The organism is Kribbella antibiotica, from assembly GCF_004349055.1.
GTDB lineage: Bacteria > Actinomycetota > Actinomycetes > Propionibacteriales > Kribbellaceae > Kribbella > Kribbella antibiotica.
Window position 1 is genome coordinate 23615 of the sequence record NZ_SMKX01000041.1, and the last position, 23360, is coordinate 46974.

Genomic DNA, 23360 nt, shown 5'->3' on the forward strand with positions numbered 1-23360 from the left:
GTCACTTGCTCTCGTAGAACCGCAGGTAGTCGAAGGTTGCGACCGGAGCCGGGTTCGCGCCGGTGAACTCACCGTGCGCAAAGAGACCGAGCTTCGCTGGGGCCGACAGGACCCACGACGCACCCCACGTCCAGTTCTTCCCGTCCACACTCGTCCCCGCCTGGTAGACGTGCTCACCAGCCGCGTTCTTGTGATAGGCCAACCGCATCCACTGCGTCGGCGCCGACCGACCGATCGCGGCCCCGCCATAACTGGTCGCGCCATCCGATGCGCGCGCCACCAACTCACGCCCGTACTCGATCTGTCGCGTCTTCCAGATCGCCACGTTCCCGAGTCGCGCGAAGTCGCTGTCGTTCAGATAAGCGATCATCCCGGCCTGCTGGTAGTTGCGGATATCGCCCGACCCCGTGTCGAGATGCAGCTTCGTCTCCGCAATCCAGCTGTCGCCCGCAGGCGCGTTGTGGAACAGCAGTCCGGCGTTATTGCCGCCACCCACCAGATCCGCGTTCTCCAACGGCCACGATAACTTGCCGTCAGCAACTACTGCCTTGTCGTCCTCCCGCACCCAGGACCAGGCAGCGCCGAGCGGACCACCGAAGTCGTCACCCAAGAGCAGCTTTCCAAGCTTCGGTACGGCGGCCATCCGTCGTACCGGCGTTGCCACCGGCCGCACCGTCAGGTTGTCGGCCTCCGCCGACCCGATCCACCGCACCGGCGCGGCATTCAGCTTCAACCCCGGTACGGCGACCACGGCCTCGGCGTACACATCGCCCAGCCCCGCGTCATTCACCCGCGCGCTCACCGTGGAACCCGTCACCTGGACGATCAGCTTGTTCCACTGCGACCGGTCGAAGTCCGCCGGCAACGCAGCAGACGCCGTACGACGCCCTGCCACCACCGTCACTTTGCCGTGCGCAACCGTGGCCGAGACCTGATGACCACCAAGCACCGTGGTGAACGACGACCCCAGCCGGACATCAGCCTCGACCCGGAGCGAGCCACCCGGAGCCGACTTCCGCGTCTGCGCTGCGCCGGAGATCGAGGCAGTCGGACCACCCAGCGCGTCACCAGGGCGCCTGGAAGCCCCGACCAGCCCACCAGCCGGGTCAGTCGCGTTGATCCCAAGACCAGAGCCGGTGACCGGAGCCGGCACCGGACCCTCCGACGGACCAGCACCGGCGCGGGTCCGCGGCCAGCCGTCGATCCAGTCGATGCGGTCGATCAGCATCGGCCGCCGGTTGATGCCGAACGGGTCGGTCAACCAGGCCGCGTTGCGGTCGATCGCGTGATAGACGATGTGGTCCTGACCGGCCGCGTCCGTCATGAACGCGTGGTGACCGGGGCCGATCCACTTGTTGCCGTTCTGCGTGATGACCGTCGTACCGCCAACCCTCGACTCGGTCATCGAGACTCCGTCGGCGTCCAGGAACGGACCCTTTGGCGACTTCGAGCGGCCGGCGAAGACCGAGTAGCCGGTGGTCGGGCCGGCGCAGCAGTTCTGCGACGAGGCCATCAGGTAGTAATAGCCGTCGCGGTAGACGACGTACGAGCCTTCGTAGCGGTCGCCGATCGTCACCTGAGTCGGTTCGCCGACCGCGTGCAGGCCATCCGGGGTCAGCTCGGTGACCGAGATGCCGCCGTAGAAACCGCCGTAGTACATGTACCGCTTGCCGTCGGCCGCAGTCAGCAGCGCCGGGTCGATCGTGTTGTACCAGCCGCCGTTCCCGTCGGACTTCGGTGTGACCACCGGTCCATCTGAAACGGTCCACGGCCCGGTGGGAGTCGGCGCGGTCGCAGCGCCGATCGCGAAGTCGCTACCAGGGTTGGCGAGCGTGTCCGTGACGGTGAAGTACATGACGTACTGACCGTCGAAGAAGCGAATGTCCGGTGCCCAGAAGAACGAACCCGGCGCGGCCCACTTCGGCTTGGTCTGCTCGTTGAAGACCGTGCCCAGGTACTCCCAGGAGCTGAAGTCCTTGGTCCGCGCCATGTGCATCAGGCCGAACGGGCCGTTCGCGACCAGCGGGTCCGAGGTGGCGTAGGCGTACCAGTAGCCGTCGCGGCCCTGGATGATCGACGGGTCGGCGAACGTGTCCGCGAAACTCGACGAGATCGCGTTGGTGGTCGTCACTGCTGGAGGTGCGGCGGTGGCGGCCGTCGTACCGGCGGTCACCGCGACAACGGCAAGAGCTGCGGCCAAGAGTTTCACGGGCGGTTCCCCTCTTAGGTCAGTCGGATCAGATGCCACGACGCCGGCGGCAGCGTGGCGGTGCAGACGCCGTCGACGATCTCGGTCCCCTCGATCACCCGGGGTACCACCCGGTCCGGGTCGTCGGCCGTGTTCACGGCCACGCGGTCGTCGTCGTACAAGGCAAGGTGCTGCGCGACCCGCAGGCCGCCGACCGGGATCTCCAGGTCGAGCTTGTCGGTCTCGCTCCGGTTCACCACGAAGATCGCGATCTCGCCGGTCTTCTCGTCGTACGTCGCGGTGCTCCACAACGCAGGCACGCGCCCGAACGCGGCCGTGTCAACCGAAGGACCGTCGCTGATCGCGGTCTGCAGCACGGTCGGACCGGCGTACTGGGCAGTGAGCGCGAAGGGATGGAAGATCGACTGCCGCCAGGCGCGACCGCCCGGCTCGGTCTTGATCGGGCCGATCACGTTGACCAGTTGCGCGAGGCAAGCGATCTTCACCCGGTCCGCGTGCCGGAGCAGCGTGATCAGCAGGCTGCCGACGACCACCGCGTCGTCGACCGTGTAGGTGTCCTCGATCAGCGGGCTGACCTCACGGATACCGAGGCCGAGCTCGCCCGGGAAGTCCTGTTGCCGCCAGACGTTCCACTCGTCGAAGGAGAGCGTGATCTCCTTCGTGCTCCGCTTGAGCGCCTTCACGTGGTCGGTCGTCGCGATCACCGACGAGATCATCCGATCCATGTCCTCGGCCGCAGCCAGGAAACTCGCGTGGTCGCCGTCGTGAGGTTCGTAGTACGCGTGCAGGCTGATGTGGTCAACAAGGTCGTAGGTGCGCTCGAGAACCACGCGCTCCCATTCGCCGAACGTCGGCATGCGTGAGTTGCTGGAGCCGCAGGCGACCAGCTCGATGTCGGGATCGACCCGACGCATCGCATTCGCGGTCTCTTCGGCCAGCCGCGCGTACTCCTCGGCAGTCTTGTGCCCGATCTGCCAGGGCCCGTCCATCTCGTTGCCCAAGCACCACACCTTGATCCCGTACGGCGCTTCCTGGCCGTTCGCGACGCGGCGGTCGGGGAGCTCGGTTCCGCCCGGGAGGTTCGTGTACGACAGCAGCTCGACAGCTTCCTTGATCCCGCGCGTCCCGAGGTTGACCGCCCAGACCGGCTCGACGCCCGCCTTGGTGGACCAGGCCATGAACTCGTCGGTGCCGAACTGGTTCGGCTCGATCGCCCGCCAGGCCAGGTCCAGCTTGCGCGGCCGCTGGTCCTTCGGCCCGACGCCGTCCTCCCAGTCGTAGTTGGAGACGAAGTTGCCGCCGGGATAGCGGACCGCGGTCACCCCGAGCTCGCGGACCAGGTCGAGCACGTCACCGCGGAAACCGTCCGGATCGGCGGTCGGATGCCCGGGCTCGTAGATCCCGGTGTACACACAGCGGCCCATGTGTTCGACGAACGACCCGAACAACCGCCGGTCCACCGCGCCGACGACGAACGCCGGATCCACCACCAGCCGGGGCATCGAACCTCCACTTGTCGAGCATTACAACGTTTACCGTGGATTCTTACAACGATTGACATCCGCGGTAAAGGGTTCGTGGTTCGCGAGCGTGGCACACTCGGGCATCAAGCCGAGCACGGAGGTACGGATGGCGACCAGGCTGAGCGATGTGGCGGCACGCGCCGGGGTGTCGGTGAAGACGGTGTCCAACGTCATCAACGACTACCCGCACATCACCGCGCATACCCGGGCCAAGGTCGAGGCCGCGATCGCCGACCTGGACTACCGGCCGAACGTGAGCGCCCGATCGCTGCGCAAGGGCCGCTCCGACTTCATCGCGCTGGCGATCCCGGAGATGGCCTCGCCGTACTTCGCCGAGCTCGGCGCCGCGTTCTCGCGCGCCGCCAAGCGGCGCGGGATCACCGTGCTGATCGAGCAGACCGAGGGTGAGCCGGCCGCCGAGCAAATGGTCCTGGACGGGATGCGCGGCCAACTGATCGACGGCATCGTCTTCTCCCCGATCACCAGTACGCCGGCCAAGATCGGTGCCGCGGTGAGCAGCGGGAAGCCGCTGATCCTGCTCGGCGAGCGGACGGCCGGCGGAACGTTCGACCACGTCGCCGTCGATTCGGTCCAAGCGGCGTACGACGCCACCACACATCTGATCTCACTCGGCCGCCGGCGGATCGCGGCCATCGGTGTCGGCGGCGGCGGTGCCTCGGGCACAGGCGCCGTACGGCGTCGTGGGTATCGGAAGGCGTTGAAGGCGGCCGGGCTGCCGCACGATCCGGCGCTGGAACTGGCCGGGACTGGTTATCACCGGCTGGATGGCGCGGCCTCGATGCGCGCGCTACTGGAGTTGCCTGAGCCTCCGGATGCGGTGTTCTGCTTCAACGACCTGCTCGCGCTGGGCGCATTGCGCACGCTGAACGATGCGGGGCTGTCGGTGCCGGACGATGTGGCCGTCGTCGGCTTCGACGATATCGAGGACGGTCGCTATCACTCGCCGTCGCTGACCACGATCTCGCCCGACAAGGAGTGGCTGGCCGACCAGACGGTCGCGCTGCTGCTCGAGCGGATCGCCGGGAGCGGTGAGGATGCTCGTCGCACCCTCACCGTCCCTTACACACTGGAAATCCGCGAGTCGACTGCCGGCTAGAAGGCTGTTGAGCAGGCCGTCAGGTTGGCAGTGACACTGCCGCCGCGAGCGACGGTAACCGAGCGGGTCTCGAGGACCTGACCGGTCGGACGCTCACAGGTCAGCGTCCACGACTCCGTACCGCCACCGTTCTGGATGGTGATCGGACGCGTGGACTGGTTGGTGTGCCACGTGTAGGTCCCACCTGCGGGCACCGTCATCGTGGTCTCCAGGACGTCGGGCAGCAGCGTGCCGTTCCACGTCTTGGTGGTGAACGACTTCTTCAACCGCAGTACGGCGCCGGCCGGGCCGGTCCCGGTGACAACCGAGTGCCGTGCCGGGTTGATGGTGGACTCGGCCGCGATCAGATACGCCTCACGGTTGCCCTTGCCCGCCGTACTTCCGGATCCGAAGTAGTAGTTCGGGATGTTCGAGAACGCCGGGTGGAAGCTGCTCGCACCGTGCTCGAAGGTGAACCCGAGCCCGCCGGTTGCGTAGTACGACCAGTCCTCGGTCGTGCCGGTGGTGTCGTACAGCTGGTACGCCTTCTGGCTGGTGTAGCCGTTCTGCGCAGCCATCTGGTCGCCGAGCGACTTGTAGACCGTCTCGTCCGGAGTGTTCGCAGCCGCGGCATAGCCCGGCTCACGCAGGACCAGGTTGGAGTACGTGTGGTTGGTGATCAGCGTGGTCACCTGGTGTGCGGAGACCAGCGCCTGGATGTTGCGGGTCTCCGGTTCGCTGAACGCACCCGGGCCGCGGTAGGTCTCCGAGGTCGTGCTCGTCGACGCTCCCGGGCCACCCCAGAAGCCGGAGTAGTTCCGGTTCGGGTCGACACCGCGGGACTGGTTCGACGACTGCGCGCACTGCCCGGCGGTCGGGATCTGCCCGTTCGTGATCCGGCAGTTCTTCCGCTTCATCTCGTAGCCGAGCGTCCGGCTCAGGTTGAAGCCGTCCGGGTTCACCACCGGTACGACGATCACCTTGGACTTCTCCAGGATGTTCGTGATCCGGGTGTCGACCCCGTCGTTCTTCAACAGGTCATAGGCGAACTCGATGGTCAGCTCACCCGACGGCCACTCCCGCGCGTGGTGCAGACCCATCGACAGGAACACCGGCTTACCGCTGCTGACCCCGACGTTGTGCGAGATCTCCAGCCCCTGGACGCTCCGGCCCTCCAGCGACTTCTCCTTGAGGGTGATCAGCTTCGCCTTGGTCGGGTACTGCTGCGCAAGGCTCGCCAGGTCGTTGTTGAAGTCGGCCAGTTGCCGGTACGACGTCCGGCCGCTCGGCAAGGTGGCCAGGATCGACTTGTTCCGGACCGCCTTCGCGTAGGCGGCGTCGTCCTTCTCACGCTGCCGGTCGGCCCCTTCGAGGTCGTCCTCGAGCACCGACCAGGTGAATCCGGCCAGTGTCAGCAGCCGGAGATCACTCTTGCCATAGGCAACAACATCGGTGTACGTCGGTCCGGCCGACTCGGCCAGATCGAGGTCGAGGCTGGTCAGGCGCTTACGGTCAGGCTGCGTCGGGGTATTCACCCGGAGCAGTTGAATCAGCTCGTCGTTCTGCTCAGCCACGGACTTGCGGTCCGGTGGTGCCGACGCCTGCACGGCGGCAGGCAGTTGGCTCCCGGCACCGACGGCAAGAACGGCCGCCAGGGCGAGGGGAACGAGTCGAGTCCATCGGGCGGGACGGAACACGATGACCTCCAGTAGTTGAGGCATTGCATGCGGTAACTGGAGCGTAGAGGTAGCACCCCTCCCGCGGAAGCGATTCCCCGCGCGGCGAGGGCTAACCTTCGCCGCCGGTTCGTCTGTCCCCGCGCTCAGCGTGCTCGGGTCGCCTCGGTCAGCCCGGCCAACTGCTCAGCCAGACCGCGAGTCGCTCGGTGCGAGCCGGCCACCAGCCCCAGCACCGCGTTCCGGATCGGCCGCACCGGTCGCGGAACATTCGCCAGCCGCGTCAACCGACCCGCGAGCGCGATCACGCGGACTGCCTCCGCACGAGCCTGTACGGCGTACCGGTCGAGCTCGGACTCGTCTGCCGTGTTGAGTGCAGTGGCGAGTGCGTTGGCTAGGGCGATGGCGTCGCGGAGGCCGAGGTTCATGCCTTGGCCGCCGGCTGGGCTGTGGGTGTGAGCGGCGTCGCCGGCGAGCAGGACGCGACCGGTGCGGAAGGTGTCGGCCACCTGCTCGTGGATGCGGAAGCGGGAGCCCCAGACGACCTCGGTGACCTTCGGGGCGCCCGCGCGCGGACCGCGTTCGGTGAGCAGTTGCTGGGCATAGGCGAGATCCGGGTGCTCCGGCGCATCGCCCACCTCGGCGACCAGGCGGAACGAGCCGTCGCGGAACGGCGCGACCACCAGCAGGCCCGCCGTACCGAAGTACAGGGCGACCTCGTCGGCTCGTAGACCACCGTCGACGCGGACGTCCACCAGACTGCAGGACAGCGAGAGGGTGTCACCAGGCATCGTGATCCCCGCCAGCTCGCGGATCGTGCTGTGCATGCCGTCGGCGGCGACGACGTACTGCGCGTCGATCACCTCGCCGGAGTCGAGCGTGACGCGAGCACCTTCGGCGTCCTGGGTCAGCGCGACCGCGCTCCGCGGACGCAGCACCTCACCACCGAGCTCGATCAGCCGATCCAGCAGCACCTGCTCGGTGACGGGCTGCGGGATCATCAGCGTGAACTGATAGTCGGACGGCAACTCCCGCATGCTGACCGGCACGAGCATCCGGTCGCCCTCGCGGATCGAGAAGTCCTGAAGCGGTAGGCCCAGCTCGATCAGCCGCTTGCTGACGCCGAGCTGCTCCAGCATCTCCAGGGTCCGAGCGTGGACGACGGCAGCGCGCGAGGTGTTCGCCCCGGCGGCCTGCTTGTCGACGACCACCACGCTGCGTCCGTGCTGCCGGAGCGCGGCCCCCGCCGCGAGCCCGACCGGTCCGGCGCCCACCACCACGACATCGACCTTCATCGTCGCCTCCCATTTGTCAACGCTTGTTGATTTTAAAGGTAGCACGAAAGTCAACAGCCGTTGGCATATGCTGCGACCATGGCAGAACGGAAGTCCGAACGGACCCGAGCCGCGATCCTGACGGCGGCGCGGGAGCGGTTCGGTGCAGATGGGTACGAGCGCGCCACGGTGCGAGCGATCGCGGCCGATGCGGCGATCGACCCGGCGATGGTGATCCGGTATTTCGGCAGCAAGGAGAAGCTGTTCGCCGAGGCGGCCGAGTTCGACATCCGGATCCCCGACCTGAGCGACGTACCGGCTGATGAGGTCGGGGCGAGGCTGGTTCGGCATCTGGTCACGCGGTGGGAGGAGGAAGACACCTTCCGGGTGCTGCTGCGGACGGCGGCGACCAACGAGAGTGCGGCCGAGCGGATGCGGCAGATCTTCGCCAGCCAGCTCGCACCGACACTGGCACGGCTCGCCGTCGATCAGCCCGCGCTACGTGCAGGTCTGGTCGCGACGCAGGCACTCGGCTTCGCGTTATGCCGCTACATCCTGCAGTTCCCACCAGTGACCGCGCTGTCGGCCGATCAGGCTGTCGCCTTCCTCGCGCCGACGATCACGCGCTACCTGACCGAGCCGCTCAGCTGAGCCAGGCCCGTACGGCGGGGAGTGTCTCCGCGAGCGACGGGAGGTGCGGGTGCCACTTGGTTTCCCACTCGAGCGAGAGCGGGTAGTCGGTGCCGGCGAGAGCGGCCAGCAGGTCCTGGATCGGGAAGTCGCCGTCCTCGATCGCCACCGGCCGGTAGTTCTGCGCCGAGTCGCTCTGCTTGATCTGGACGAACTCCAGCCACGGCTGCAGCAGCGCGAACGCCTCGGCCGGCGTCTCGCCGTGCGACCAGGTGTGCGCGCTGTCCCAGATCACCTGCACGTTGTGGCCGGCGACATTCGAGTCGATCAGAGTCAGCAGGGCGGCCATCTTCTGGCCGGCCGAATGCGAGTCGTGGGTCTCGAGCAGGATGCGCGACTCCTTGGGAGCCGTCGCGATGCGGTCGAGGGCGCGGAATTCGCCGGCGGTCGGGGCGTCCGTCGTACCGGGGTCGTCGCCGGGGAAGACGCGGACGCCACGGGCGCCGAGGTCGGCGGCGAGCTCGAGGTGCGCCTCGAGCGGCTGCTCCTCGACGGCGCAGAGTTTCACGTAGCTGCTGACCGCGAGGATCTCCAGGCCGGCGTCCTCGATCCGGCTGCGGAGCTCGCGGCGCTCGGCGGCGGACAGACCGGTGTGGGTGAACTCGTCCGGCGCGGCACGCAGCTCGAGCCCACTCACATCGTTGCCCTTGGCAAGCTTCAGAACGTCTTCCAAGGGTGCGCCATGGCACCCGAGGGTCGAGAAGGCGATCGGCAAGATCAGGTCCACCGACGACGCGGGTGCGGACGGGGATCGGTCGGCTCGGCGGGAGCGGGCTCCTCCGGCTTGTACGACGGATACTCCTCGGCGGGCTGCTGTCCGTAGGACTCGTTGCCGTAGCTGTAGCTGGTCGGCTCGTACGACGTCGCGGGCTCGGTGTACTCCGAGCCGCTGTACGAGGCCGGGGTGTACGTCGAGTCGTACGACGGAGCCGGCGGCTCGTAGGCGGTCGCCGTGTAGTCCGAGTTGTAGCCGTACTGGCCCGCGTCGTAGCCGGTCTCGCTCGTGTACTCCGAGCTGTACGACGACGTGTAGTCCGCAGCCGGCGTCTCGTAGGACGGGTAGCTGGTCGGCTCGTACGACGGCGTCGTGTAGTCCGAACCGTAGGTCGGGGTCTCCGACGCGTACGACGACGGCTCCGGCCCGTACTCGGGGACCGAGGGGAGCGGCTTCGACGGTGTCAGGTAGTCGTCCTGCGGCGCGGACTGGTAGTACTCCGGCTCGACAACCGACGGGCTGTCGACCGCGACCCGAGCGGCCCGGCGGCCTACGCGCGCAACGGGCGCGGGCTCAGGCTCGGGTGCGGGCTCGACTGACGATGACGCCGTCGAGGTCAGGTAGTCAGAGGTGGTCTCGTACGACGTGTAGGGCTCGGAGTAGCTGCTCGCCCACGACGGCTCGGGGTCGGCCTGCTGCTCGGGCTGGTACGCGTACGGGTCGGGCTGGACGCTGGTCTGGGCCGGCTCGCTCATCCAGCGGCTCTTCGCCGCGGCCAGCGGGTCCTCCTCGGCCGGCGAGCTGAGGAACTCGTCCCAGGACGGCTTGAGCGGCTGGTACGCCGTCTGCTCGGCCGTGTTGTTGTCGTCCTGCCAGGTGGAGACTGCGTCGAACTGCTCGGTGGAGGGTCCGGCGTCGACCGGCTGCTCGGCAACCGGGGCGAACGGGCTCCACTTGGGCGCCTCCTCGGCCGGCTCGTTCGCACCGAACGGGCTGGGGGCGGCTGCACCATCACCGGGGAAGCCGCCGGGTCCTGCTGCGAACGGGCTGCTCGCCGGCGGGAGAGATCCCTCGGCGAAGGGGCTGCCCGCTGCGGCTGCTCCGGGACCACCGGCGAACTGCAGCTCCGGCTGACGCTCGAGGCGCCGGGTCGGCGACGAGGCCAGACCGGCCTGCGCCGAGGCGGCGATCGGCTCGGCGATCGCCGGCTGCTCGTCGGTATCGTCGTTCGCGTAGGTCGGGACCGCAGTCAGCTTCGGCTCGCGCTGGTCCCACCACGGGGTCCACTCGCGTTCGGTCTGCATCGCGGTGATCTTGCGGATGATCAGCGTCGCGGCGACCGCGGACACTCCGGTCAGGACGAGCGACGCCGTACCGGCCAGCGCGATCCCGCGCAGCGACTTTTCCGTCGCATCCATCCACATCAGGAAGCGGCGCACCACGACATCGAACGCAAGAGCGCCGATCCAGGCGACCCACCAGAAGTTCGTGAGGCTCGGCGTCCGGAATCGGCGCAGGTCATCGGCGTACACCGGGGTCTTCGGATCGCTGGCCAGCCAGACGTCATCGACGATCTGCTTGGGATACCAGAGGTTCGGGCCGGGGACGAACCAGCTCGCCAGCACCCAGCCGTGGCTGCGGCGGTGGTCGGCCTGGCAGAACACCTCGGAGTTGACCCGGGCGCGCCACAACCAGATGACGAAGAAGACGGCCGCGGCCACGGAGATGATGACGTTCGGGATCGCGGTGAACTTCGCGATCGCGTCGGCACGGTTGAGATCCGCGTCGTCGACACCCGGCAGGCCGCCCAGGTACCGGTGGACCACGGAGTACGTGTTCCAGTCGGACCAGGTGGAGAGCAGGTGCGTGACAGTCGACGCCCCCAGCAGTCCGATCGCAATCTTGCCGACCGTTCCTACCTGCTGGAACTCTTCGGTTGCGTGCGGCTGCCACTCATCGTCTGGGCTCTGCACAGATGACAGAACTGTGGGTTGCGGGTGGCTCACGTCGTGCGTCCCTCGCGTTGCCGGAACTCCGTCTGTTAGTCGGTTCGGCCAGAACCTGCCCCCGCATGACCGAGCCACATTGATACCACGAAGTAGGTACGCCAAGGGAGCCGGTCCCAGCACGGAGGGTATCGACTTAACGTGTTCTTTTCGTACGGCCATCACCACTTGTAACGACGAATCAGACCCTGTGTAACGGTTTGGTTTACCGCGCAGGAGGTTGGAACCGTCGTTGCGCCTGATCCGCCGCCCACCAAGGCACCCAGGGACGGTTCGTCTGCAGGTCGTCGAGGTGCGCGATCAGCTGTACGGCGAGCACTGCCGCCGCCGATGTGGAGACCGCCGAGATCGTCGACAGGATCACGTTCGTACGCAGGTCACCGACCGAGGTCGCGCCACCGAGAACACCCCGCTGGACGATGTTGCCCGAGACCAGGCCGACCACCCAGGTCAGCCACCAGGCCCACACCAATCGGGTCCCCGGCAATTCGCGCAGCGACTCGGTCTGCGGCGGCGTCCGCGGGTCGCTGGCCGCGACGATGTCGTCCATCACCTGCTTGGGGTACCAGAGGTTCACCACCGGGCAGATCCAGCTCCCGAGCACCCAACCGCGAGTGAACCGATGCTCGCCCCGGCAGAACATCTCAGCGTTCCATCGAACCCGCCACAACCAGACGATGAACACCGCCGCCGCAGCGAACAGCACGATCGCCGAGACGATCCCGAGCGATCCCGAGAACAGGTCCGCCTCGGCCAGTCGATCCGGATCGTCGCCGTACCGCTCGACTGTCCGATAGGAGTACCAGTCCGACCACGTCGTGGCCCAGGTGGTGATCGTGACGACACCGATCAGCACCGAGGAGGCCAGGCCCATCGTCCGCTCAGAACTGAACCATCGGTCCAGCGGCGGTTGCGGCGGCCGGCTCGGCATGGACCAAATGTAGGACAGGAGTCACACAAAGTGTCGGTGGCGCCCGCGAAGATGGATGACATGCGCTGGTCAGTTATCGATTCACCGATTGGTGAGCTCTCGTTCGCCGTGGACGACACCGGCCTGTGCCGGGTCAGTTTCCAACGGCTGGATCATCCGGAGCAGAGCGATCCGCTGCTGACCAGGACGGCCGAGCAACTCACGGCGTACTTCGCCGGTGAGCTGCAGGAGTTCGACCTCCCACTGTCGGTGCGCAGCGGGACAACCTTTGAGCGTGCTGTCTGGACGCACCTCTCCGAAATCCCCTACGGCGAGATGCAGACGTACGGCGATGTCGCCAAGATGGTGGCGGCGGATGTGGGTGCCTCCCGAGCCGTGGGGACGGCCTGCAACCGCAATCCGCTGCCGATCGTGGTGCCCTGTCACCGGGTGGTCGGCGCCGGCGGGAAGATGGTCGGCTTCGGTGGCGGGATCCCGACCAAACGGCATCTGCTCGAGCTCGAGGCACGGGTCAGCTTCGAGACCCTGTGGTCGTGACTGCACACGGAGCGAAACCTGACGAAGATCTGACACCGACATAGCCTCATTCGGCGCGCCTCGTTGGACAGAGCAGGACTACGGTTGCTATCAGCGATCAATCGATCACCCAAGAAACAAGCGATTCAGCAAATGATCGATGGTCGCGCCCTCCACCTGCCCGGGAAGACGCCCAAATGACCAAGACCCGCTCGATCACCCACCCCCACCCGGACCTGAGCGCGCTGATGGACAAGAGCGCCGAAGAATGGTCCGCTCCCGAAATCCAGGACGCCGCCCGGGCTGCGATGCAGACCCATGCGCCTGACCGGGAACCGATCACCCGCAGCAAACGGTTCGGCATCGTCCCGTGGATGCACCGCAATCACGCGCTGTGCACCCACTGCGGCGGCACCTACCCGTGCATCACCCACCGCTACGCCAGCCAGCTGCTGTCCGCCGGCCGCTACACGATGGCCGCGGCAGGCCACGACGACCACACGGACCCAGAGCCGCAACCGGTCTGATCGGCAAAGAACAACACGAAGGGCCGCAACCCCACCGGGGAAGCGGCCCTTCGTGATTGCGGTGCTAGCTCAGGAGTCGGTCGGCTTGGTGTCGGTCGACTTCCTGGGGGTGGTGGCCTTCTTGGCCGTGCCGTTCGACGCGGCCTTGACGTCGTCAGCCTTGGGCGCCTCGGCCTTGGGGGCTTCCGTCGTCGGAGCCTCCGGCTTCGGCGTCGTGTGACCGTTGGCGCTCTCTGCGTTCGAGCTCTGGGTGCGCGGGGCTGCAGCAGAGCTGTAGTCGCGACCGCTCGTCGGCGTCGACTGCCAGGCCGGCTCCGGCGGAGTCAGCAGCTTCTTGACAGCCGCTGCAGCGAGCGCACCGAAGCCGAGCAACAGCACCGCCGTACGGAGCTTGTGGCTCTTCTTCGGGACCTCGATCTCACCGCGCAGCGCGGCCTTGGTGGCCTTGCCTCGACGCGAGCTCTCCTCGATGACCGGCTCGGCGACGGCCGCCAGCGACGCCAGCGCTGCCGTCACCTTCGGCAGGACGTCGTCATTGAACCGCTCGCGCGCCTTCTCGGCCGCATGCTCGGTGGCCGGTCCGACCTTCGACAATGCGTCGTCGATGCGCGGTCCGGCCTTCTCGACCGCGACGTGGGCCAGGTGCGCGCCACGCTCGACAGCCTTCTCGGCGTACGGCGACACCTTCTCCCGTGCGGTGCCCACGGCCGGGCCGAACTTCTCCGACGCCGTTTCGGCGTACGGCCGGACCCGATCCTTGGCGATCTCGATCCGGCCCTTGGACTTCCTCAAACCCACAGTGCCCTCCATGGACGCAACTGATACCGCTCTGGACAAATCCGGTCTCATCTGCATCGTAGCCGTACCCACCTGGCAAACCCCCGGTCCCACTGATTCTTGCCTGGACGTGACAGGATCGATGGCGTCAGAGGTAACTACCGAGGAAAGTGACTCCCGTGGCCGAAGAGCTGTACGCAACCCTGCAGACGACGATGGGTGATGTCGTCATCCGGTTGTTCCCCAACCACGCACCCAAGACCGTGGAGAACTTCGTCGGCCTGGCCGAAGGCACCAAGGAGTGGACGGACGCCCAGACCGGGCAGCCGAGCCACGAGAAGTTCTACGACGGCCTGGGCTTCCACCGCGTCATCAAGGGCTTCATGATCCAGGGCGGCTGCCCGCTCGGGACCGGGACCGGTACGCCGGGCTTCTCGTTCGACGACGAGATCCACCCCGAGCTCCAGTTCGACCGTCCGTACCTGCTGGCGATGGCGAACGCCGGCATCCAGTTCGGCAAGGGCACCAACGGCTCGCAGTTCTTCGTGACCGTGACGCCGACGCCGCACCTGAACCGCAAGCACACGATCTTCGGCGAGGTTGCCGACGACGCGTCGCGCAAGGTCATCGACGAGATTGCGGTCGTCAAGACCGCGGCCGCCGACCGGCCGATCGATCCCATCGTGATCAACCACGTGGTCATCGAGCGCAAGAACGCCTGATCCACCCCCCGCGGGACCGGTCAGCGGACCGGTCCCGTCGCCCGTTCCCCGGAGGACCGCCGCGTGACCGAACCGTATGCCGGCCCTGTCTGCTACCGGCACCAGAACCGGCCCGCGGGTGTGCGGTGCCAGCGCTGCGACCGCCCGATCTGCCCGGACTGTATGAACAATGCGGCCGTCGGCTTCCAGTGCCCGAGCTGTTTCAACGAGGGCGTGAAGTCGATCCCGAAGACCCGTACGTCGCTCGGCGGCGTCCAGCGCGGCGGTAACCCGCAGGTCATCACGATCACCCTGCTGGCGCTCAACGTGCTCGTCTTCATCGCGGTCCGGACCGGCAGCCCAAGGCTCCTCAGCGACCTCGTGCTCTACCCGGTCATGGTGGACTCCGAGCCGTGGCGCCTGCTCACGTCGGCCTTCACCCACGTGCAGATCTTCCACATCTTCTCGAACCTGTTCATGCTGTGGCAGATCGGTCCGCCACTGGAGCAGATGCTCGGCCGCCTGCGCTTCACCATCCTGTATCTGCTGTCCGCCCTCGGCGGCGGCGTCGCAGTCTGGCTGCTGAGCGCCCCCGGTACGCCGACCCTCGGCGCATCCGGCGCGGTCCTCGGCCTGGTCGGCGCCCTGCTGGTGATCAGCCGCGCCCGCGGACTCGACGTCACCTGGATCCTCGGCTACGTCGCCGTCACCGCCGTGATCTCGTTCCTGCTCCCGAACATCTCCTGGGAAGGTCACCTCGGCGGCTTCGTCACCGGCGCCGCAGTCGCCTGGCTGTTCCTCCAGGACACCAAGCGCCGGCAGGACAAAGCTCGGCGCTAGTCCACAGCGTGCTCCGTACGGCGCGGCCCGAACTCGTCGGTGTGGTCGAGCGCCTGGCCATCGAGATGCCAGCTCCAGCTCGTGGTCGGCGTGATCTGCAAGTACGGGCCCGCACCGAACCGCCCCGCCCGGGTCATCACCTCGGCCGTCCCGTACACCCGCAGGAAGCGCGGCGACCACGGGTCGACCGAGACCAGGTCGTCGATCACGAACGCGACCTGCTGCTGCCCAGCCGCGACGTTGCGCAGCTTGCGCGTCCGGGCCGGCTCCATCGCCCCGCCGATGTAGAAGTACTTCCCGTCGTACTCGAACCCCACGGGCACCACATCCGGTTGCCCGTTCGCGCCGACCGTGGCCAGCCGGGCGAGCGGCTGCGTCTTCAGATAGTTCAGCTCTTCCTCAGTGAATGCCATATACTCAAAGTACAACGGTCGTTGCACTTACGCCAAGGAGCTCCGTGGCCCGAACCAGCAAGCGGCAGGACGTGCTCAGCGGTGCGTTGACCGTGTTCGCGCGGGACGGCTATGCGCGGGCGAGTATCGACGTCATTGCGGCTGCGGCCGGCGTCTCGACCCGAACGCTCTACAACCACTTCGGCGACAAGGCCGAGTTGTTCCGGGTGGTCATCCAGGAGAGTGCGGTCCGGGTCGCCGCCGCGCAACTTGCCATCGTCGAGAGCCACCTGACCGAGATCACCGACCTCGAGTCCGACCTGGTCGCCTTCGGTATCGCCTGGCGGACGCCGATCCCCGACTTCGCCGAGCACTCGGCCCTGGTCCGGCAGATCAACGCCGAGGCCGGTCACCTCCCCGAGGACGCCATCGACGCCTGGCAGGAGGCCGGCCCCCTCGCCGTACGGCGGGCGATCGCCGACCGGTTCGCTGCCCTCGCCGCCGACGGACTGCTCCGGATCGACGACCCACTGCGGGCGGCACTGCACTTCTCGCTACTCATCTCCGGATCCAATCCGTCCTACCGTGGAGGACCTATGCCCGACCTCGCCGACACCGTCACCACCGGCGTCCACGCCTTCCTCCACGGCTACGCCAACTGATGCGCTACCGGCTGTTCGGTCGCACCGGCCTCCGCGTCTCCGAACTGTTCCTCGGCGCCATGCGCTTCACGTCGGTCGAACAGGCCCGCCCGATCATCGACCTGTACGCCGCATCCGGCGGCAACGTGATCGACACCGCCGACGCGTACGGCCCGAGCGAGGACATCGTCGGCGAGGTGCTCGCCGAACGCCGGGACCAGTTCGTGCTGGCGTCGAAGTACTCGCTGCCGCGGGACCGGCACGATGTCAATGCCACCGGCAACCATCGGAAGAACCTCCGGCTCGCCCTCGAGTCCAGTCTGCGGCGGCTCGGCACCGACTACCTCGACATCTACTGGGTGCACTACTGGGAGCGGCACACCCCGATCGAGGAGACGTTGCGTGCGCTCGATGACGCCGTCCGCGCCGGGAAGATCCTGTACGCCGGGATCTCGGACGCGCCGGCCTGGCTCGTCGCGCGCGGCAACACCCTGGCCGAGTGGCGGGACTGGTCGCCGTTCGTGGGCCTGCAGGTGCCGTACAGCCTGCTGCAGCGTGACATCGAGCGTGAGTTGCTGCCGATGGCAGAGGCGTTCGGGATGACCGTCGCGGCCTGGGCCCCACTGGCGCACGGCCGGCTCACGAAACCCGCAGCCGACGACGCTGTGGTCAGCACTGTCCACGAGGTGGCCGCCGAACTCGGCGCCACCCCCGCGCAGGTCGCCCTCGCCTGGACCAGAACCCATTCACCGGCCGTGCATCCACTCGTCGGCGCAAGCTCACCCGAGCAACTCACGGACAACCTCGGCGCACTCAGCCTCGATCTGCCGCCCGACGCCGTACAACGGCTGGAGACCGCCACCGGCTTCGCGATCGGCTTCCCACAGGACTTCATCACCGAGGCCATGCTCGACCCCGACCGCATCGACGGCCGGCGAGTCTGATTTGAGGGCTAGGCCACAATTAGCGCTCGGTTGGATCAAAAACCGTGACACCTTCCGGTGTGGCGTGTCCTATAGAGGCACGTCCCGACGGGGGACCCAGGCGGTTAGGACTGTTCGATGAGCCCACGCGCAGTGAACAAGCGCGCCCGGCCCGGTAACGAACCGGCGCCCGTGTCAGCGCAGGATCAAGCAGCTGTCCCCGAATTCATGCCAGAGATACCGCTCATGCAGAGCCGCGTCGTAGGCCTGCTGCACGGTGCCACCTCCCGCCACGGACTCCAGGAGGAGAAGGTGCGAGGCCTCGGGAGCGTGCATTCCGGTGATGAGTCCGTCGACGACGGCAGCGGGGTGATCGGGACCGAGGACGAGGTCGGTCCAGCCGCGCGCAGCGACGACTGATCCGTCCGCCGCGACCGCCGACTCGATCGCCCGGACCGCAGTGGTTCCCACTGCCACGATGCGACCGCCGTTGCCCTTGACCCAGTTCACCAAACCTGCGGTGTGCTCGGGTACGTCGTACCGCTCGGGCAACGGCGGTTCGTGGCTCTCCAGCGAGGAGACACCACAGTGCAACGTGATCGGCGCGATCAGGACGCCTTGCGCAGCCAGTCGACTCACCAGCTCGAAGCTGAACGGACGCGCCGCGCTCGGCATCTCCGCGCTGCCCGGATCCCTCGCAAAGACAGTCTGGTACGACGCCAACGGCCACTGTTTGTTCACGTAGCTATAGGTGATCGGGCGCCCGTGCCGTTGCAGGTAGCCCACCATGTCGGTCACGGGCGGCTTGGCTCGCCACAGCCGGTTCGACTCCGACTGGTACGGCGCTAGCAGCGTCAGGATGCCGCGTGGCAACTCCACCTGATCACCCGCCGTACCGCCGAGCATCGGTGCGCCGCCGTTGCGTAGTTCGACCACCCAGTTGCCGTCGTCGAGCGCAGTGGAGAAGTGCACGACCACTCGCGCCACACCGGCTCCCGTGATCCAGGTGCCGTCCACTGCGGCGGCCAGCGTCCCGGAGGTGTTGACCAGTAGGAGATCTCCGGGCCGGAGGTGGTTGCCGATCCGATCGAAGCGGGTGTGCGTGATGGTCGACCCCTCCGCGACCAGCAGCTTCACCTGATCCCGCGCCAGCCCTCTGGCCTCCGGAGGCTCCGTAGCGTTGAGTGAATCGGGCAGGACGAATCTCGTGTGCGGATGAACAGTCACGGTGTCACCGCCGGCGTGAACTCGGCTGCGCGGTAGCGCCCGCTCGCCGGCCGCTGGTCCAGCAACGCCAGAAACGCCGGTACGACGGTGGCTGGCTCCGGCCGGTCCGAGATGTCCTCGCCAGGGAAGGCGGCCTGGTGCATCGCAGTGCGCAGATCACCTGGGTCAACGGCGTACACCGCCAGCGCCGGGTGCTCTTGCCCCAGGACTCGGGTTGCGTGGTCGAGTGCAGCCTTGGCGGAGCCATAGCCGCCCCAGGTTTCGTAGGCCTCGACTGCGGCATCAGAACTGATATTGACGACCACTCCGGTCGCCGCTGTGAGCTGTGGCAGCAGAGCCTGCGTGAGAGCGAGCGGTGCGAGCACGTTGACCTCGTAGACACGACGCAGCTCGTCGAGGTCCGCAGAACCCAACGCCTGCAGGGGACTGGGCCCGAGGTAGCTCGCGTTGTTGATCAGCAGGTCGAGACGGCCGAGCTCCTCGATGGCGTCGGCCAGGTCAGCGCGGTGCTGCGGATCGGTCACGTCACCTGCGAGCGGTACGACGTCGGTGCGATCGGCCAGTGCGTCGGCGGCATCCTTGAGCGCGTCGGCACCGCGGGCATTGATCACCAGCGCCCAGCCCCGATCGGCCAGACCATGCGCGAGCGCAAGACCGAGACCGGCCGAGGCGCCGGTGATGAGAGCAACAGGACGGTTGGCGGGTTCAGGAGTCATGCCCGAACTCTCATACTTCAAGTTAACTTGAGGTCAAGAGGATCCCCGGATTGAGCACTGCCGTCGGATCCAGCACACCCTTGACCGCCTGCAGCACCTCGACCGCCAGCGGACCGATCTCCGCGGCATACGCCTCGCGGTGGTCCGTGCCGACACCGTGGTGGTGGGTGATCGTCCCGCCGGCCTCGGCGATCGCTGCGTTGGCTGCGAGTTTCGCCTGGTGCCATTGGTCGAGCGGCTCATCGTTCTGCGCGCAGATGATGGTGAAGTACAGCGAGGCGCCGGTCTCGTACACATGCGACACATGGCAGAGCACGAGCGGCGGAGTGCCCTGATCACTCAACGCCTTCACCAGTGCGTCAGTCACAGCGGCCTTCAGCACCGGGATGCGCGACCAGAACGCCGCCGTCTCGAGCGTCTCAACCAGTGCGCCTTCATCAAGCAACGGATCCCGCAGGTACGGCGCTTTGTACCGCCCAACCCGCCATGCCTCGCCGGCCTCCGCGCCAAGGTTCTGACCACCTGCCGCGGTGAGCACGTCAGCGGTCGCCTGCTTGTACGGACCATCGAAACCGATAATCGCCAGAGCGCCGCCAGGCCCGTCCGGATTGTTGACCGCAGTCTCGGCCTCGTCCGACAACCGGAGCACGGTCGGCAACGGCCCGTCCTGCGCAAGCCCCCGTACGGCGGTCAGCCCGGCCTCGAAGGTGTCGAAGCGCCAGCCCTCGAAGTGCCGCTCAGTCGGCCGCGGCCGAACTCGCACCACGACCGAGGTGATGATGCCGAACGCGCCTTCGGACCCGAGCACGAGCTGGCGCAGATCCGGTCCGGCTGCCGACATGGGAGCGCGGCCGAGCTCAACCGTGCCACGCGGGGTCGCCAGCGTCACCCCGACAACCATCTGGTCGAAACGGCCGTAGCCGGCGGACGACTGACCGCTGGACCGAGCGGCGGCGTACCCGCCGATGCTGGCGCCTTCGTAGGACTGTGGGAAGTGGCCGAGGGTATAGCCGTGCTTCGCGAGCAGCGCCTCGGCCGCCGGACCGCGGACACCGGCCTGCAGCGTCGCGGTCCGCGAGATGTCGTCGACCTCGATCAGCTGGTCGAGCCGGCCCAGGTCCACGGTGACGAATCGCCGCGAAGCGGCCAGTCCGCCGACTACCGACGTACCGCCGGAGTAGGGCACCACTGCGAGATCGTGCTCGGCGCAGGTTGCCAGCAGCGCCAGGACCTCGTCATGGTCGGCCGGGAAGATCACTGCGTCCGGCATGTCTGAGGTGTCGCCAGCGCGGTGCCGCAGGAGGTCCGGAGTGGAATAGCCGCGCGTGTGAGCCCACCGGTCTGAGAGCTCAGTCGCCACGTGCTCGGCACCGACCACGGCGGTCAGCAGACGCACCTGCTCAGCCGACAGCCCCGGGCGGTCCACCGGATCGACCGGGCCAGTGGCAGGTCGCCGTACGCCGAGGTGGTGCAGTGCGGCCAGCGCGGGGGCCGGCACTTCGACAGAGACCTCGGGATCACCCCAGCGGCCCGGAGTGAGTTGCACCACCGGCAAGTCGGACTCAGTCACGGCAGTCTCCCCATCAGTCGGTCGGCGGGGTAGCGTCCTGGGCAGATGAAACCCCTGATCCCACCTGCCCAGGACTGTCCCTCGGCGTCGAGTCGCTGATACACTCTGACGCGTGATGTCTCAGCGTAGCAGCGAATCAGGGTCCGAGACCAGTAGTCGCCCCACTCCCGCGAATGCCATCGGCGAAGAGCGGATTCTCGACGCGGCCTACGAGCTGCTGCTCGCGATCGGGATGCGCCGGATGACGATGGCCGATATCGCCCGGCATGCGGAGGTCTCCCGCGCGACGCTCTACCGCCGCTGGCCGAACGTGCAGGCCGTGGTCGCCGCCCTGATGACCCGCGAGTGGACCACCGCGCTGATGTCGGCCTTCCAGCCGGACGCCGCCGACGGCCGTACCCGCCTGGTCGAGGGTGTCGTCGAGGTCGTCGCGCACACCCGGACGCACCCATTGATGCGGAAGATCATCGAGCTCGACCCCGAGTTCCTCACGCCGTACCTGCTCGAGCGCCGCGGCAGCAGCACGGTCGCGCACCTGGCGCTGGTGGAGGCAGGGGTGAAGGCCGGTCAGGAGGACGGCTCGATTCGGGACACCGACTACGTCTGGCTGTCCCGGCAGATCATTCTGGTGTCGCTCGCCTCGGCTGTCTCCGGTCCGGTGATGGCCGCCAAGGATGAGTACCCGAAGCTCGACGAGCAGCTCCGCGACATGCTGAATCGGTACCTGCAGCCATGATGACCGTGGGCAACGCCAGTCTCAATGCGGCCCGGCGCAGCCGTGACCTGGACTGGCTGGACACGACCGGCAAGGTCGACGTCCTGGTGATCGGCGGTGGCGTGACCGGCACCGGCGTTGCGCTGGATGCGGCGGCCCGCGGTCTGAGCGTTGCCCTGGTGGAGAAGCACGACCTGGCTTTCGGAACGAGTCGCTGGAGCTCGAAGCTCGTGCACGGCGGCCTGCGCTACCTGGCTTCCGGCCATGTGGGCATCGCGTACGAGAGCGCGGTCGAGCGCGGAATCCTGATGAAGACGACCGCGCCGCACCTCGTGCATCCGGTCCCCCAGCTCGCGCCTTGGTTGCCGCAGGCAAAGGCTTCGCAGGCGGCGCTGGTGCGCGGTGCGTTCCTCGGCGGCGATCTGCTGCGCACCTTCGCGCGGACGAGCGACGACTACTTGCCACATTCGCGCCGGGTCAGCTCGGCCGAGGTCCTGCGCTACGCACCCACGCTGCGACCCGAGGGACTGCGCGGCGGCTTCCTGACCTGGGACGGCCAGCTCTACGACGACGCGCGCCTGGTGCTCGCGATCGCCCGGACAGCCGCCCAGTACGGCGCTCGCGTGCTCACCCGCGTGGCGGCCACCCAGGTGACCGGACAGGGCGCCGTACTGGTTGATCAGCTGACCGGACACAGTCTGAATGTCGATGCGACGGTGGTCATCAACGCCGCTGGGATCTGGGCCGGCCAGCTCACTGACGGCATCAAGCTGCGGCCGAGCCGCGGGAGCCACCTGGTCTTCCCTCAGTCTGCGTTCGGTGGACTGTCCGCAGTGCTGACCGTTCCGGTGCCAGGGGAGATGCGCCGGGTGGTGATGGCGATTCCCGCGCCGGACGGCCGCGTGTACGTCGGTCTGACCGATGAGGACGCGCCTGGCCCGGTGAGCGATGTACCGCGAGCAACCGACGTCGAGATCGACTTCCTGCTCGACACCATCAACCGTGCGGTGCAGACACCGCTCACCCGCGCCGATCTGCTCGGCACGTACGCCGGACTGCGCCCGCTGCTCGACACCGGCCACGGGAACAAGACTGCGGACATCTCCCGGCGGCATGCGGTGATCACCGGGCCGGATGGGCTCGTGACGATCGTCGGCGGCAAGCTGACGACGTACCGGCGGATGGCGCAGGACGCGCTCGACACTGCGCTCGCCCAGTCCACTCTGACCACCACGCGGCCCTGTCTGACCCACCGGATCCCACTGGTCGGTGCAGCCGACCGGGTGCGGCTGGCTGCGGTCGCTGCGCCGACGCGGTTCGTCCAGCGGTACGGCGTCGAGGCACCTGTCGTCGTGGCGGGCGGTTCACTCGACCCCATCGCGGCCGGGCTCAAGACGACGTACGCAGAGCTGCTGTTCGCAGTCCGGCACGAGGGCGCGCTCGACGAGGACGACGTGCTCGATCGGCGGACCCGGATCGGGCTGTCGGCCGCCGACCGTGAGTTGGCGCTGCCTGCGGTCCGGGAGGCGTTCGCAGCCGTAGGGCGGGTCTCTTGACTCCGCGCCGTAGCGAGCATGTGCTCGGTGCGGTAGCTCGGCGTGCTGGAGGGGAGGCCTCGATGTGGTTCATCGTGGCCTTTCCTCCAGTACGGCGAGGTGCCGTGCCGAGTGCAGCGCAGTAGGCGGGGAGTCGAGA

General features: G+C 67.6%; 22 protein-coding genes. 10 read left to right on the plus strand and 12 right to left on the minus strand.

Going from position 1 to position 23360, the window contains the following annotated elements:
• Nucleotide 1: 1 nt before the first annotated feature.
• Both E1263_RS16620 and arfA read right to left on the minus strand, forming a co-directional pair.
• Entirely contained in the window at nt 2-2209 is a 2208-nt protein-coding gene (locus E1263_RS16620; RefSeq protein ID WP_238161282.1) for a family 43 glycosylhydrolase, read from the minus strand.
• A gap of 14 nt (nt 2210-2223) precedes the next feature.
• Nucleotides 2224-3711, minus strand: a complete 1488-nt coding sequence (arfA, locus tag E1263_RS16625) for an arabinosylfuranosidase ArfA (protein WP_132168268.1) — start codon at nt 3709-3711, stop codon at nt 2224-2226.
• Between the two features lie 127 nt (nt 3712-3838).
• Between arfA and E1263_RS16630 the strand changes: the two genes are divergently transcribed.
• Nucleotides 3839-4849 carry a LacI family DNA-binding transcriptional regulator gene (locus E1263_RS16630; RefSeq protein WP_132168270.1) on the plus strand — a complete coding sequence of 337 codons (1011 nt, stop codon included), beginning with the start codon at nt 3839-3841 and terminating at the stop codon, nt 4847-4849.
• Here the strand turns inward: E1263_RS16630 and E1263_RS16635 are convergent.
• A complete protein-coding gene (locus E1263_RS16635; protein WP_165956636.1) occupies nt 4846-6525 on the minus strand; it encodes a M14 family metallopeptidase in 1680 nt (559 codons plus the stop codon). The two genes, E1263_RS16630 and E1263_RS16635, sit on opposite strands and share 4 nt — an antisense overlap.
• A 125-nt stretch (nt 6526-6650) precedes the next feature.
• Complete coding sequence (locus tag E1263_RS16640; protein WP_132168274.1) at nt 6651-7799, minus strand: FAD-dependent oxidoreductase; 1149 nt, start codon at nt 7797-7799, stop codon at nt 6651-6653.
• Nucleotides 7800-7877: 78 nt separating this feature from the next.
• Between E1263_RS16640 and E1263_RS16645 the strand changes: the two genes are divergently transcribed.
• Nucleotides 7878-8429 (plus strand): TetR/AcrR family transcriptional regulator, encoded by a 552-nt coding sequence (locus E1263_RS16645; protein ID WP_132168276.1) that lies wholly within the window; start codon nt 7878-7880, stop codon nt 8427-8429.
• Here the strand turns inward: E1263_RS16645 and E1263_RS16650 are convergent.
• From E1263_RS16650 to E1263_RS16660, 3 genes are all read right to left on the minus strand, one after another.
• A complete protein-coding gene (locus E1263_RS16650) occupies nt 8422-9141 on the minus strand; it encodes a sugar phosphate isomerase/epimerase family protein (protein ID WP_238161283.1) in 720 nt (239 codons plus the stop codon). The two genes, E1263_RS16645 and E1263_RS16650, sit on opposite strands and share 8 nt — an antisense overlap.
• A gap of 44 nt (nt 9142-9185) precedes the next feature.
• Nucleotides 9186-11156, minus strand: coding sequence for a DUF4328 domain-containing protein (locus E1263_RS16655; RefSeq protein WP_238161284.1), 1971 nt, complete (start codon nt 11154-11156; stop codon nt 9186-9188).
• Between the two features lie 238 nt (nt 11157-11394).
• Entirely contained in the window at nt 11395-12120 is a 726-nt protein-coding gene (locus E1263_RS16660; protein ID WP_132168280.1) for a DUF4328 domain-containing protein, read from the minus strand.
• A 60-nt stretch (nt 12121-12180) separates the two neighbouring features.
• Here E1263_RS16660 and E1263_RS16665 point away from each other — a divergent pair, with 60 nt between their 5' ends.
• Together E1263_RS16665 and E1263_RS16670 are read left to right on the plus strand one after the other, a co-directional pair.
• On the plus strand, nt 12181-12657 hold the full coding sequence (locus tag E1263_RS16665; protein ID WP_132168282.1) for a methylated-DNA--[protein]-cysteine S-methyltransferase: 477 nt from the start codon (nt 12181-12183) through the stop codon (nt 12655-12657).
• Nucleotides 12658-12833: 176 nt separating this feature from the next.
• The gene (locus tag E1263_RS16670; RefSeq protein ID WP_132168284.1) at nt 12834-13163 is read left to right on the plus strand and encodes a hypothetical protein; all 330 of its coding nucleotides are present in this window, start codon (nt 12834-12836) and stop codon (nt 13161-13163) included.
• Between the two features lie 69 nt (nt 13164-13232).
• Here E1263_RS16670 and E1263_RS16675 read toward each other — a convergent pair whose 3' ends face one another.
• Complete coding sequence (locus E1263_RS16675; RefSeq protein ID WP_132168286.1) at nt 13233-13961, minus strand: DUF5324 family protein; 729 nt, start codon at nt 13959-13961, stop codon at nt 13233-13235.
• A 158-nt stretch (nt 13962-14119) separates the two neighbouring features.
• Between E1263_RS16675 and E1263_RS16680 the strand changes: the two genes are divergently transcribed.
• Together E1263_RS16680 and E1263_RS16685 are read left to right on the plus strand one after the other, a co-directional pair.
• Nucleotides 14120-14662 (plus strand): peptidylprolyl isomerase, encoded by a 543-nt coding sequence (locus E1263_RS16680; RefSeq protein ID WP_132168288.1) that lies wholly within the window; start codon nt 14120-14122, stop codon nt 14660-14662.
• 63 nt (nt 14663-14725) lie between these two features.
• Nucleotides 14726-15481 (plus strand): rhomboid family intramembrane serine protease, encoded by a 756-nt coding sequence (locus E1263_RS16685; RefSeq protein WP_132168290.1) that lies wholly within the window; start codon nt 14726-14728, stop codon nt 15479-15481.
• Here the strand turns inward: E1263_RS16685 and E1263_RS16690 are convergent.
• Nucleotides 15478-15894 carry a PPOX class F420-dependent oxidoreductase gene (locus E1263_RS16690; RefSeq protein WP_132168292.1) on the minus strand — a complete coding sequence of 139 codons (417 nt, stop codon included), beginning with the start codon at nt 15892-15894 and terminating at the stop codon, nt 15478-15480. The genes E1263_RS16685 and E1263_RS16690 overlap by 4 nt on opposite strands.
• Nucleotides 15895-15938: 44 nt before the next feature.
• On the opposite strand from E1263_RS16690, the gene E1263_RS16695 reads away from it, so the two are divergent.
• Both E1263_RS16695 and E1263_RS16700 read left to right on the plus strand, forming a co-directional pair.
• Entirely contained in the window at nt 15939-16535 is a 597-nt protein-coding gene (locus E1263_RS16695; protein WP_238161285.1) for a TetR/AcrR family transcriptional regulator, read from the plus strand.
• A complete protein-coding gene (locus E1263_RS16700; protein WP_132168296.1) occupies nt 16535-17458 on the plus strand; it encodes an aldo/keto reductase in 924 nt (307 codons plus the stop codon). The genes E1263_RS16695 and E1263_RS16700 overlap by 1 nt, the downstream gene beginning before the upstream one ends.
• Before the next feature lie 174 nt (nt 17459-17632).
• Here the strand turns inward: E1263_RS16700 and E1263_RS16705 are convergent, their stop codons facing one another.
• The 3 genes from E1263_RS16705 to E1263_RS16715 are packed head-to-tail and all read right to left on the minus strand — an operon-like array spanning nt 17633 to nt 20950.
• A complete protein-coding gene (locus E1263_RS16705; protein WP_132168298.1) occupies nt 17633-18664 on the minus strand; it encodes an S-adenosylmethionine:tRNA ribosyltransferase-isomerase in 1032 nt (343 codons plus the stop codon).
• Nucleotides 18661-19380 carry an SDR family NAD(P)-dependent oxidoreductase gene (locus tag E1263_RS16710; protein ID WP_132168300.1) on the minus strand — a complete coding sequence of 240 codons (720 nt, stop codon included), beginning with the start codon at nt 19378-19380 and terminating at the stop codon, nt 18661-18663. Before E1263_RS16710 ends, E1263_RS16705 begins: the two co-directional genes overlap by 4 nt.
• A gap of 22 nt (nt 19381-19402) precedes the next feature.
• On the minus strand, nt 19403-20950 hold the full coding sequence (locus E1263_RS16715) for an FAD-binding oxidoreductase (protein WP_132168302.1): 1548 nt from the start codon (nt 20948-20950) through the stop codon (nt 19403-19405).
• A gap of 115 nt (nt 20951-21065) precedes the next feature.
• Between E1263_RS16715 and E1263_RS16720 the strand changes: the two genes are divergently transcribed.
• Nucleotides 21066-21686, plus strand: a complete 621-nt coding sequence (locus E1263_RS16720; protein ID WP_132168338.1) for a TetR/AcrR family transcriptional regulator — start codon at nt 21066-21068, stop codon at nt 21684-21686.
• On the plus strand, nt 21683-23221 hold the full coding sequence (locus E1263_RS16725) for a glycerol-3-phosphate dehydrogenase/oxidase (protein ID WP_202868915.1): 1539 nt from the start codon (nt 21683-21685) through the stop codon (nt 23219-23221). The genes E1263_RS16720 and E1263_RS16725 overlap by 4 nt, the downstream gene beginning before the upstream one ends.
• The last annotated feature ends 139 nt before the right edge of the window (nt 23222-23360 follow it).